The sequence below is a fragment of the Gallibacterium genomosp. 2 genome, assembly GCF_000771895.1.
Lineage (GTDB): Bacteria > Pseudomonadota > Gammaproteobacteria > Enterobacterales > Pasteurellaceae > Gallibacterium.
Map to the genome: position 1 here is coordinate 21,411 of NZ_JPXY01000070.1, position 13,012 is coordinate 34,422.

At 38.9% G+C, this 13,012-nt stretch carries 10 protein-coding genes; 7 read left to right on the forward strand and 3 right to left on the reverse strand.

Translation table 11 applies throughout. The annotated features are described in order from the left end of the window. Positions 1 to 28: 28 nt before the first annotated feature. Positions 29 to 1,690 (reverse strand): glutamine--tRNA ligase, encoded by a 1,662-nt coding sequence (gene glnS, locus P375_RS11670; protein ID WP_013744964.1) that lies wholly within the window; start codon positions 1,688 to 1,690, stop codon positions 29 to 31. Between the two features lie 284 nt (positions 1,691 to 1,974). Here glnS and P375_RS11675 point away from each other — a divergent pair, with 284 nt between their 5' ends. The 3 genes from P375_RS11675 (at position 1,975) to tdeA (ending at position 6,555) form a co-directional block, all read left to right on the forward strand. Continuing rightward, positions 1,975 to 3,141 carry an efflux RND transporter periplasmic adaptor subunit gene (locus P375_RS11675; protein WP_039137218.1) on the forward strand — a complete coding sequence of 389 codons (1,167 nt, stop codon included), beginning with the start codon at positions 1,975 to 1,977 and terminating at the stop codon, positions 3,139 to 3,141. Between the two features lie 8 nt (positions 3,142 to 3,149). After that, entirely contained in the window at positions 3,150 to 5,087 is a 1,938-nt protein-coding gene (locus P375_RS11680; protein WP_039137221.1) for a MacB family efflux pump subunit, read from the forward strand. A gap of 97 nt (positions 5,088 to 5,184) precedes the next feature. Continuing rightward, the gene (tdeA, locus tag P375_RS11685; RefSeq protein ID WP_039137224.1) at positions 5,185 to 6,555 is read left to right on the forward strand and encodes a toxin/drug exporter TdeA; all 1,371 of its coding nucleotides are present in this window, start codon (positions 5,185 to 5,187) and stop codon (positions 6,553 to 6,555) included. A gap of 87 nt (positions 6,556 to 6,642) precedes the next feature. Here tdeA and cspD read toward each other — a convergent pair whose 3' ends face one another. Beyond that, entirely contained in the window at positions 6,643 to 6,852 is a 210-nt protein-coding gene (cspD, locus tag P375_RS11690; RefSeq protein ID WP_039137227.1) for a cold shock domain-containing protein CspD, read from the reverse strand. 260 nt (positions 6,853 to 7,112) lie between these two features. Between cspD and sbcB the strand changes: the two genes are divergently transcribed. Further along, a complete protein-coding gene (sbcB, locus tag P375_RS11695) occupies positions 7,113 to 8,528 on the forward strand; it encodes an exodeoxyribonuclease I (RefSeq protein WP_039137229.1) in 1,416 nt (471 codons plus the stop codon). Between the two features lie 105 nt (positions 8,529 to 8,633). Here the strand turns inward: sbcB and pepT are convergent, their stop codons facing one another. Beyond that, positions 8,634 to 9,875 (reverse strand): peptidase T, encoded by a 1,242-nt coding sequence (pepT, locus tag P375_RS11700; RefSeq protein WP_039137231.1) that lies wholly within the window; start codon positions 9,873 to 9,875, stop codon positions 8,634 to 8,636. Positions 9,876 to 10,135: 260 nt separating this feature from the next. On the opposite strand from pepT, the gene potA reads away from it, so the two are divergent. The 3 genes from potA to potC are packed head-to-tail and all read left to right on the forward strand — an operon-like array spanning position 10,136 to position 12,868. Continuing rightward, positions 10,136 to 11,257 carry a spermidine/putrescine ABC transporter ATP-binding protein PotA gene (gene potA, locus P375_RS11705; protein WP_039137233.1) on the forward strand — a complete coding sequence of 374 codons (1,122 nt, stop codon included), beginning with the start codon at positions 10,136 to 10,138 and terminating at the stop codon, positions 11,255 to 11,257. Further along, on the forward strand, positions 11,238 to 12,098 hold the full coding sequence (gene potB, locus P375_RS11710) for a spermidine/putrescine ABC transporter permease PotB (protein ID WP_039137244.1): 861 nt from the start codon (positions 11,238 to 11,240) through the stop codon (positions 12,096 to 12,098). The genes potA and potB overlap by 20 nt, the downstream gene beginning before the upstream one ends. Further along, a complete protein-coding gene (gene potC, locus P375_RS11715; RefSeq protein ID WP_039137236.1) occupies positions 12,098 to 12,868 on the forward strand; it encodes a spermidine/putrescine ABC transporter permease PotC in 771 nt (256 codons plus the stop codon). The genes potB and potC overlap by 1 nt, the downstream gene beginning before the upstream one ends. Positions 12,869 to 13,012: the final 144 nt, after the last annotated feature.

Genomic DNA, 13,012 nt, shown 5'->3' on the forward strand with positions numbered 1-13,012 from the left:
CCCTTTCTTCATTCATTCTAAATGCGTTTTAAATAATCACACTCTCTTTTAAAGACACTGTCAAATTGAAGACCAAATGTTCTTTATGGCTGTCTTTGCTATCCGCACAGAAATAACCTTCGCGTTCAAATTGGTATGCTTTTTCCGGTTCGGCATCAATTAAGTTTTGCTCAACAAAACCGTGTTTCACTACCAATGAATGTGGATTAAGTGCTTGATAAATATCCTCTTCTGCACTTGGATTGGAAACGGTAAACAGACGATCATACAAACGGAATTCCGCCGGATGATTTTTCGTTGCGGACACCCAATGGATCACGCCTTTAACTTTACGTCCTTCCGGATTTTTACCCAATGTTTCAGGATCATAGCTGCAATAAACAGTAACAATGTTACCTTCCGCATCTTTTTCCACCCGTTCTGCTTTAATCACGTAAGCATTACGCAAACGCACCTCTTTGCCCAGCACTAAACGTTTATAATGCTTATTGGCTTCTTCTCTGAAATCCGCCTGATCGATATAAATTTCTTTTGTCAGCGCAATCGTTCTTGTGCCTAACTCCTCACGATTCGGATGATTCGGCACAGTTAATAACTCTTCGCCCTCAAAATTTTCAATCACCACACGTAACGGATTAATCACCGCCATCGCACGAGGCGCATTCACATTAAGATCCTCACGAATACAAGCCTCTAATGCACTGTATTCGACTACGTTATCTTGTTTAGTCACACCAATACGGCGACAAAATTCACGGATAGATTCCGGTGTATAACCACGACGACGCAAGCCGGAAATGGTCGGCATACGCGGATCATTCCAACCGTCAACAATCTCTTCATTAACCAACTGCAACAGTTTACGTTTTGAGGTCAATGTGCCTTCTAAATTTAAACGAGAAAATTCATACTGATGCGGCAATGGACGCTCAATCGAAATATTTTCCAACACCCAATCATATAAACGGCGATTATCTTGGAACTCCAAGGTACAAAGTGAATGAGTGATACGTTCAATCGCATCGGAAATACAATGGGTAAAATCATACATCGGATAAATGCACCATTTATCGCCGGTTTGATGGTGGTGGGCAAATTTAATACGATATAAAACCGGATCACGCATTACCATAAATGGCGAAGCCATATCAATTTTCGCACGTAGCGAAGCTGTTCCTTCCGCAAATTCACCATTTTTCATCTTTTCAAATAATGCTAAATTTTCTTCTACGGAACGATCGCGATAAGGGCTGTTTTTACCCGGCTCGGTCAAAGTGCCGCGATATTCACGCATTTGTTCCGGTGTAAGCTCATCCACATATGCCAAGCCTTTTTTAATCAACTCAATCGCATAACCATAAAGCTGATCAAAATAATCAGACGCATAACGCGGTTTACCATCCCATTTAAAACCGAGCCACTCAACATCACGTTTAATTGAATCAACGTAACTCACATCTTCTTTCACCGGATTGGTATCATCAAAACGCAAATTACAAAGACCGTGATAATCTTCTGCAATGCCGAAATTAAGGCAGATTGATTTTGCGTGCCCGATGTGCAAATAACCATTCGGTTCCGGTGGGAAACGGGTATGAACGGATTGATGTTTTCCTTGCGCTAAATCTTCATCAATAATGTGACGAATAAAATTGGTTGGTTTTATCTCTGTCGTTTCTGAATGACTCATAATTTCCTCAGGTTGAATGTTCTGCAAAATAATCTTTGCATTTTACACGCTTTAACGCGTAACACCAAATCGAAGCGCTGAATGCACTAATTTTAAGCTAACTTTTCATTTCTATATTTACGCTCGATTCAACAAAGTGAATTATTTCTCCTCCCTCGTCTTTTTAAGCGAAAAGGCATTACGACAAGTAAAAAATAATATTTGTTTAGCGGATTATCTTTCTATAAAATGAATGAATGTTCATTTAGTGATAGAAATCCTTGTTTGTTTAAAGGATCAAATATATGACGTTTACGAAAAAGCGTATTTTAGGCATTGCTGTTGTACTGATTATTTTAGCAGCGATCTATTATTTCAATCTGCAATCTCAACCAAAGACAACCTATCTGACAGAAACAGCTAAATACAGCGACATCCAACAAACCGTTGTAGCAACAGGCACGGTTCGCAGTTCCAATCGGGTGGAAGTGGGTGCGCGCGTGTCCGGCAAAGTGGAAAAGATTTTAGTTAAACTTGGGCAAAAAGTGAAAAAAGGTGAATTAATCGCCGAACTGGATTCAATTACACAGGAAAACACACTAAACAGTGCGCAAGCCCAATTAGCGGCTTATAAGGCACAATTAGTGGCGGCACAGACAGCTTATCGGGTCGCCAATTCCAATTTTCAACGCATTGCCAAGCTTTATAAACGCAAAGCCAGCTCCCTCGATGATTATGAAAACGCACAAAATAATTTAGATAGTGCGAAAGCGAATGTTGAACAGATTCAGGCACAAATTAAACAGTCAGAAATTGAAGTTAACACCGCTGCGACTAATCTGAATTACACCAAAATCACTTCACCGATTGATGGCACTGTGATCTCTATTCCGGTTTCTGTCGGGCAGACCGTTAATGCCAATCAAACCACGCCGACCATTATTCAGGTGGCGGATCTGGATACCATGCTGATTAAACCGGAAATTTCAGAGGGTGACATTACTAAAATTAAACCCGGTATGAAGGTGCAATTCACTACGCTCGCTGAGCCGGATGAGATTTATCAAGCAGAAATTGCTTCTGTTGACCCGGCGCTGACCACGCTGACCGATAATGAATATAGCGAATCTGTCAGTGATACTAACGCCATCTATTATTATGCCAATGTGTTAGTGCCTAATCCTGAACATAAACTGCAAATCGGGATGACCACACAAAACACCATTATCACTGCACAAAAACAGCACGTTTTAGTCGTGCCGACATTGGCAATTCAGAAAAGAAACGGTCAAAACAGCGTACAGATTTTGGACGGCGATAAAGTTGTAGAAAAAATTGTTCAAATTGGTCTGCACGATGATATTAATACAGAAATTCTCTCCGGATTGAATGAGGGCGACAAGGTTATTATTTCACAGTCCTCTGCTAATGAAGCAGCTAGCGTCAAAGTAAGAACACCACGAATGATGTAGAGGTTTTTATGCAACACATTATTGAAATTAAAAACCTCAATAAATTCTTCGGCGAAGGTGAAAACCGAGTTCATATTTTAAAAAATATCAATCTTGAAATTGAACAAGGTGATTTTATTGCAATTATCGGTGCTTCCGGTTCAGGTAAATCAACCTTAATGAACATTATCGGCTGTTTAGATACTGCCAGCAGCGGTTCTTATCAAATCGCCGGCAAAGAAACGGCAAAATTGTCGGCAGATCAGCTCTCTGAATTACGTCAACAACGTTTCGGCTTCATTTTTCAGCGTTACAATCTGCTCTCCACCTTGAGTGCACAAGAGAATGTGGCGCTGCCTGCGGTATATACAGGGATGGCAAAACCGCAGCGCTTACAGCGTGCCGCACAGCTATTAGAAAAATTAGGGTTAGGCAATAAAATTGACAATAAACCCAACCAGCTTTCCGGCGGACAGCAACAGCGTGTCAGTATTGCCAGAGCATTAATGAACGGCGGCGATATTATTTTGGCAGACGAACCGACCGGCGCCTTGGACTCAAAAAGCGGCGAAACCGTGATGCAGATTCTGCAACAACTGCATCAAGAAGGACACACCATTATTTTGGTCACGCACGATAAACATATTGCCCAATTTGCTAATCGTATTATTGAAATTAAAGATGGCGAAATTATTCAAGATCAACGCCAATCGTTGCAAATCACCGTGCGTAAAATGACGCAAGCTGCCACAAATCGGGGTTGGCAATTTTATCGCGATCAATTTTTTGAAGCATTGAATATGTCAATCAATGCCATTATTGCACATAAACTGCGTTCACTGCTCACGATGTTGGGCATTATTATCGGTATTACTTCTGTGGTCTGTGTGGTTGCGCTCGGTAACGGCTCACAACAAAAAGTGTTGCAAAATATCAACTCGCTCGGCACCAATACAATGGATATTTATAACGGCACCGGTTTTGGTGATCGGAGAGCGGAAAGTATGCAGAATCTTACCGTCAATGACAGTGAAGCTCTGATGCGTCAACCTTATATTGAAAGCGTTACGCCAAACAGTTCTGTTAGTGGTACACTCACTTATCGAAACAATGCTTTTACCGCTCAAGTGCGTGGTGTCAGCGAACAATATTTTAATGTTAAAGGAATACAAACCGTTGCCGGGCAACTTTTTAGTGGTGAGCAAGTTAAACAGAATCAATCCGTCGCTGTGATTGATCAAAATACGCAAAAACGCATTTTTCAGGATCGTAATCCGCTCGGGCAAATTATTATGATCAATAAAAAACCGTTAAAAGTGATCGGTATTGTCGATATTCAAAATGTGATGGGCGTTAATCGGGAAAGCCTAAATATTTGGATTCCTTATACTACAGCAATGAACAAAATTTCAGGTGAGAAAAAAATCAGCTCCATTACAGTCAAAGTCAATCAAGGCATCAGCACTGCCGCAGCAGAAAAAAATGTCACGGCACTGTTGTTAAGTCGTCACGGTAAAAAAGACTTTTTTATTTTAAATACCGACTCCATCAAACAGACCATTGAAAGCACCACCAATACAATGAAATTGTTAATCTCCTCAATTGCGTTGATTTCATTAATTGTCGGTGGCATCGGTGTGATGAATATTATGTTGGTTTCTGTTACCGAACGCACGAAAGAGATTGGCGTCAGAATGGCAATCGGCGCCAAACAACAGAATATTCTGCAACAATTTTTAATCGAAGCCGTATTGATCTGCTTGGTCGGCGGTATTATCGGGATTATTTTATCCGGTTTAATCGGCTTTTTATTTAATCGTTTTATGAGCGAGTTTACGATGCTTTTTTCCACTTTTTCGATTGTCGTGGCAGTACTTTGTTCAACATTAATCGGTATTATATTCGGTTATGTGCCGGCAAAAAATGCCGCAAAATTAAACCCAATTACAGCATTATCTCAAGACTAAATCGCTTATAGTTTGAGATAATTTCAGAGGTGATTACTGGTCGAAAATGCTATGAATTGCTATAATTTTTTACAACGTTTTAGACATAAGGATAACTATGAAAACATTTAATAAAATCACTATTGCACTACTGCTTTCAACCGCATTGGTCGGCTGTGCAAATTTAGATGATTCTTTCAAAGCCAGTGAACAAAATTTCCAACAATATATTGATGCCACCTCACAATTTAATGTGAATGAAGAGTGGTGGAAACTTTATAACGATCCGCAACTTAATCAATTAGTTGATACTGCATTAAAAAATAATTTGGATTTAGCAAAAAGTGCCATTGCCGTTAATATTGCTCTTTATAAAGCCAATTTACTTGGCGCTGATCTAGTGCCAACATTCAGCGGCGGTAGTGAATCTCAAGCAAGAAAAGATATTAAAAGCGGAGGAAATTCCGTTATTACTCATACTGGCAATTTAAATATTAGCTATACGCTTGATCTATGGCGTAAATTGGCGGATTCCGCCGATGCTGCGGAATGGGAACATAAAGCGACCGTTGAAGATCTTGCCGCTGCCCGTCTTGCCTTGATTAATAGTGTGATCAACACCTATTACAGTTTGGCGTATTTAAATGATGCGATTAAAGCCACTGAAGATTCGGTGCGTTATTACAACGAAATTGATAATGTGGTACAGAATAAACAGCGTTATGGCGTGATTGACGGTTTAAGCAGCGCACAAGCAAAACAAGCAGTGTTGATGGCTCGCAACACTTTATTGGAGCTACAAGCCCAACAAAAAACTGCACAGCAAACAATGCATAATCTGCTCAACTTAAAACCAACCGATCCATTACATATTCAGTTGCCAGATCTGCTTTCAGTGAAATTGCCGGGCGTAAATCTAAATGTTCCTGTTTCTGTCATTGCTAACCGTCCGGATGTACGTGCAGCAGAATATCGTTTACAAAGCGCATTTAAAGATGCTAAAGCAATGCAAAAGAGCTGGTTCCCACAAATTTCACTTGCTGGTTCATTACAAGTACAAGGCAATAAAGTCAGCAATGCTACCGATACTCAATATGGTGTCGGTACATTAGGCATCACACTGCCGTTCCTCTCTTGGCAAACCGTAAAATGGAATGTAAAAATTTCAGAAGCAAATTATGAAGTGGCACGCTTAGGTTTTGAACAAAGTATTACCAATGCTTTAAATGAGATTGATGCGCTCTATTTTGCCTATCAACAATCCCAACGTAGTTATAACAATTTACAGGATAAATATAACTACGACAAACGTATTAGCCAATATTATCGCGACCGTTATAATGCTGGAGTTTCCGAGTTGAAAGATTGGCTAACTGCTGCTAATACAGAAAAATCCTCACAAATTTCTATTTTGAATCAGAAATATCAATTAATTCAAAATGAAACTGCGGTTTATCAAGCAATGGCAGGTTACTATATGAAAAAATAGTTGGTGTACATTAAAAGCAAATAAACAAAAAGATACACTGTGAATTTATCAGTGTATCTTTTTTGTACGAATATAGATAAATAATATTTATTCAATAATAGGTACAATTTTTGTTGCGTGTGAGCCTTTATCACCGTGAACCGCTTCAAACTGTACTTTCTGCCCAGCTTTTAACGAACGATATCCGTCCATTTCTATCACTGAATAGTGAGCAAAAATATCACCTTCGCGCCCCTCAACAGAAATAAAACCGAACCCCTTTGCATTGTTAAACCACTTAACTACACCGATTTCCATAATAACCTCGAATAATGGATTTTGACTTAATTAAAATATACAACGGCAGGATCGCCCTGTACTAATTACATATTTATCCAACTTTATTCATAAATCAAATACATAATCTTCAAAATTAGCGGAAGATCACATAAATTTAGCAAATTTGTTCAAAAAGAGACTAATCACTATTAATTAGTCTGTTAATTTCAGGTTTTCTGAAAGGAAATGATTCACTATAATCATCAACAATTAAATCTATTTTAGTAATCGATCACAATATGAGCAATTTTTCCTTTTTTATTTATGACTATGAAAGCTTCGGCATTGACCCAGCTAGAGATCGACCTGCACAATTTGCCGGCATTCGCACCGATAAAGATTTCAATATTATTAGCGAACCGATTGTTTTATATTGCAAACAAACCAATGATTATCTTCCACACCCGGCAGCAGTAACACTCACTGGAATTACACCGCAGCTCTGTAATCAACAAGGCATTAGTGAACCTGAATTCGCCGCTAAAATTTTAGAAGAGTTTAGCCAGCCGAATACTTGCATTATGGGGTACAACAATATTCGTTTCGATGATGAAATGACGCGTTACACGTTTTACCGTAATTTCATTGATCCTTATGCATATAGTTATAGTCAAGGCAATTCTCGTTGGGATTTGCTGGACGTTATTCGTGCCACCTATGCGCTTCGCCCTGAAGGCATTAATTGGGTCTATGACGATGAAGGGATGCCGAGTTTCCGCTTGGAATTATTAACCAAAGCCAACAATATAGAACATAGTCACGCCCACGATGCAATGTCGGATGTCTACGCCACCATCGAAATGGCAAAACTGATTAAGCAGCAACAACCAAAACTGTTTGATTACTTTTTTACCCATAGATCAAAAAAGGAAATCGAGGAACTCATCGATTATGTCAATATGACGCCTTTAGTTCACGTTTCCGGAATGCTGGGCAATTATCGCAGTAATATCAGTTGGATGGTGCCGTTAGCTCCACATCCAACCAATAAAAATGCAGTTATTTTTTGTGATTTAGCGGCAGACATTGAAGATCTTCTTACCTTAAGCGTTGAAGAGTTAAAGCAAAATCTTTATACCAAAAAAGCAGAATTGGAATTACAAGGCAAAAAATCAGTGCCATTAAAATTAGTGCATTGCAATAAATGCCCAATCTTAGCGCCGGCAAAAACATTGCGTCCACAAGATGCTGAACGGGTAGGTATCGATCGACAACAATGTTTAACTAATCTGGCTAAACTGCAAGCAATGCCGGAAATCCGCGAAAAAGTTCATCAAATCTTTTTAGAAGAGTACGACAATGATTATGATGATGTGGAAACCGCACTGTACAAAGGTTTTTTCTCATATTCAGATAAAAATAATTTGGCTATTTTACGCACATTATCGCCGGAGCAGTTGGCAAATCACGGTTTAACCTTTCAAGATAAACGCATTCCTGAGTTGTTATTCCGTTATCGCGCCAGACATTTCTATAAGACTTTATCTCGTGCTGAACAGATCAAATGGCAAAAATATTGTCACGCTAAGTTGGATGCAAGCAGTGCCGAATTTATTGCTGAATTTGAAATGCTTTCTGCACAATATTCCAATGATGAAAACAAATTGCTGTTATTGCAAAATTTATATGAATATAGCCTAAAACTATCGGATTAATGCTCACAACGCTTCCGATCTATACAAAAAATCTGCACCTTAATCAGTTGACTGTCAGTGCCAACTTTTTAAGATGCAGATCCTAAATCCGCTGTGGATTTATCGTTATTTTTTCGCCAGTTTGGCAATTTCGATAATCACTTTCGTTGCCTGCTGCATTTCATTTAAACTTGCCAATTCGTGTTTGCTATGAAAATTATATCCTCCGGTAAACAAATTCGGGCAAGCAATGCCGTTTTCAGACAACCATGCCCCATCCGTACCGCCACGAATCACTTTATGTTTCGGCGTAATGCCACAATTTCTCATTGCGGTGTCAGCCACCTCAACACTTTGCGGCACTTTCGCCACCATACTCTGCATATTATGGTAACTATCAGTAATCTCAATCTGCATTCGATCAGACAGCTGATACTGCCCAACAAAATGTTGAACCTGTTTTTGCAATAACCGCTTACGTTCCGCAAAACCTTGCGCGCTAAAATCACGAATTAAATACTTCATCTCACAATATTCAATATCGCCATTAATCGCATCCAAATGGAAGAACCCTTGTCGCCCATCGGTTTTTTCCGGCACTTCATCCTGCGGCAACTGTTGATGAAAACGACACGCTAATGATAACGCATTGATTAATTTATCTTTGGCAGCACCTAAATGTATTGACTCCCCTTTTATGCTGATCACAGCTGTCGCCGCATTGAAGTTTTCATATTCCAACTCGCCCATACCGCCGCCATCAACCGTATAAGCCCAATCACAACTAAACTGTGAAATCGGGAAATGCTGCATTCCGGCACCGATCTCTTCATCCGGCGTGAAAGCGACCCGAATATTAACCCGTGGCAAGCGATAACTGATGATCATTGATAACGCCGTCATAATTTCTGCAATACCGGCTTTATTATCCGCCCCCAATAAAGTGGTGCCGTCAGTCACAATTAAAGTATGCCCTACTAATTTTTGCAAAAAAGGAAAATGTACCGGGCTGATAAATTCTTCACCCAAACCTAAAGCAATGTCACCGCCTCGATATTCATTAATTACTTCCGGTTTAATATCTTTTCCTTTGGTGCCGGGATAAGTATCTAAATGGGAAATAAATCCAATAGTAGTACGATTATTCGGTATATTGGAAGGTAATAGTGCAGTAACGATTCCAGCTGGTGACATTTCCACTTGAGCTAAGCCCAACCCCTTCAACTCTTCCATTAAATATTGAGCCAACAACCACTGTCCTCGACTGCTTGGTGAATGTTTGGCTCCTTCTTTAGATTGTGTATCAAAACTAACATAATGCAAAAAGCGATCCAACAATCCTTTGCGTAATTTTTCTTCTGAGTACATCTTAGCTCCCGTATTTATAAAAAATCATCGAAAATTCAGGCGTAAAATGCTATCACATCCGCATTCTTACCATATGATATAAATCAACAACGTTTACGAATTAATGCATCTATTTACAGCAGAACTTTTAATTTTTTAAAAATTTTTAGCTTATAGGCTTTCAATTATCAGTTGATCACTATATCATTGCCAATTTCTTATAGATGTAATTCTCGTGGGTATTGAGTAGTTTTTTTGACTTAGGAGGAAAAACAAAGATAGTGGAAAATTCAGTTCAACAACAAAAGCCGATTATTGAGCTTCAATCACTCACTAAATCCTATGATGGTAAAACGATCATTAAAGATATTAACCTCACCATCAACAATGGCGAATTTCTAACAATTCTAGGCCCTTCCGGTTGTGGTAAAACCACAATTTTACGTTTAATTGCCGGTTTCGAAGAGGCGAATAGCGGGCGTATTATCCTTGATGGTAAAGATATTACCGATATTCCGGCGGAACAGCGCAACATCAACACCGTATTCCAAAGCTATGCACTATTTCCACATATGACCATTTTTGAAAATGTGGCGTTTGGTTTACGTATGCAAAAAGTGCCGAATGAAGAAATTAAACCACGTGTTCTTGAAGCATTAAAAATGGTGCAATTGGCTGATTTTGCTGATCGTAAACCAGCTCAACTCTCCGGTGGTCAACAACAACGTGTTGCGATCGCACGTGCGGTAGTAAATAAACCAAAAGTATTATTGTTGGATGAGTCACTTTCTGCTTTGGATTACAAACTGCGTCAACAAATGCAGAATGAATTAAAAGCGCTACAACGTAAACTTGGCATTACCTTTATTTTCGTTACACACGATCAGGAAGAAGCATTAACAATGTCGGATCGTATCATCGTGTTACGCCAAGGTAATATCGAGCAAGACGGCACACCACGAGAAATTTACGAAGAGCCGAAAAATTTATTTGTGGCAAAATTTATTGGTGAAATCAATATTTTTGATGCCACCGTACTGCAACGCATTGATGAAAAACGAGTACAAGCCAACGTTGAAGGCCGTATCTGTGAAATTTATGTTACTCGTCCCGTTTCAGTCGGACAAAAATTAAAAGTATTGCTTCGTCCGGAAGATATTCGCATTGAAGAAGTACACGATAAACAATCGCACGAAGGATTAATCGGTTATGTACGTGAGCGTAACTATAAAGGTATGACGTTAGAATCAACCGTTGAACTTGAAGGCGGTAATCGTGTATTGGTCAGCGAATTTTTCAATGAAGATGATCCAGATGTCGATCATTCTCTCGATCAGAAAGTCGCTATAACTTGGGTTGAAAGCTGGGAAGTGGTACTTGATGATGAAGATGACAACGCGTAAATTTCAAACTTTTACGGTCACTATTATCTTTGCGTGGCTAATCTTTTTTGTATTAATACCTAACCTATTGGTGCTAATCACAAGTTTTTTAACTCGTGACAGCAGTAATTTGGTTGAATTCACCTTTTCTCTGGACAGTTATAAACGTTTAATTGAGCCACTCTATGCACAGGTATTGTGGAATTCTCTCTATATGTCCGGAGTTGCCACTATCATCTGTTTAGTGATCGGCTATCCTTTTGCCTTTATAATTGCCAAAATGAAACCGGTGTTTCGTCCGATTATGCTGTTTTTAGTGATTTTGCCATTCTGGACAAACTCTCTCATCCGTATTTATGGGATGAAAATTTTCCTTGGCGTTAAAGGTGTTTTAAATAATACGTTGCTTTGGCTCGGTATTATCGATACACCAATCCGCATCTTAAACACGGAAGCCGCCGTTATTATCGGTTTAGTCTATATTTTATTGCCGTTTATGATTTTGCCTTTGTACTCTTCTATTGAGAAATTGGACTATCGATTACTGGAAGCGGCAAAAGATTTAGGCGCAAACGCATTCCAACGTTTTATTAAAATCATTCTACCGTTAACAATGCCTGGTATTATTGCTGGTTGTCTATTAGTGCTGTTACCGGCAATGGGAATGTTCTATGTTGCCGACCTTCTCGGTGGAGCAAAAGTACTGCTTGTCGGTAATGTCATTAAGAGTGAATTCTTAATCTCACGTAACTGGCCTTTTGGCTCATCAATCAGTATTGCATTAACCATTCTTATGGCATTGTTATTGTTCGTCTATTACCGTGCAGGTAAACTATTTAACAAGAAATCGGAGTTGGAATAATGAAACGTTCATTACAGAATATTTTCTTATTTTTGGTTTATGCTTATTTGTATATCCCAATCATTATTTTAGTGGTCAATTCCTTCAATTTAGATCGTTATGGCCTAACTTGGAAAGGTTTCAGTTTAAATTGGTATGAACGTTTAGCCAATAATAATACTCTATTGGATGCAGCATTCCACTCAGTCACCATCGCCTTTTTCGCTGCGACCGGTGCAACATTGGTAGGTTTATTAACCGCAATTGCACTTTATCGATACCAATTCAAAGGTAAAAAATTTGTCGGTGGGATGTTGTTCATTGTTATGATGTCGCCGGATATTGTTATGGCAGTGTCACTTTTAGCCCTCTTTATGCTGGTCGGTATTTCGTTAGGATTTTGGTCATTATTATTTGCCCATATCACTTTCTGCTTACCTTACGTAGTTGTTGCCGTCTTTTCCCGTTTAAAAGGGTTCGATATTAAAATGTTGGAAGCAGCACGCGATTTAGGTGCAAGTGAAATGACCATTTTGCGTAAGATTATTGTGCCTTTAGCCTTACCCGCTATCGTTTCAAGTTGGTTATTAAGTTTTACTATTTCACTTGACGATGTCGTGGTTTCATCTTTTGTTACCGGTGTCAGTTATGAGGTATTACCATTACGTATTTTCTCATTGGTTAAAACCGGTGTAACTCCAGAAGTTAATGCGTTGGCCACCATTATGATTATCGTATCTTTGACCTTAGTAGTACTAAGTCAAATTATTTCAAGAAAAAGTAAGACATAATTTATTACTGATTAATTACTTATCTTCAAAATAAACTCCCATAAATTGAGCTACAACTTATGGGAGTTTAATATTTTGAATAAAGGTAACAAGCAATATCAAGGATATTATCATCATTCAAATATTTTTAGGCATAGTAGACAA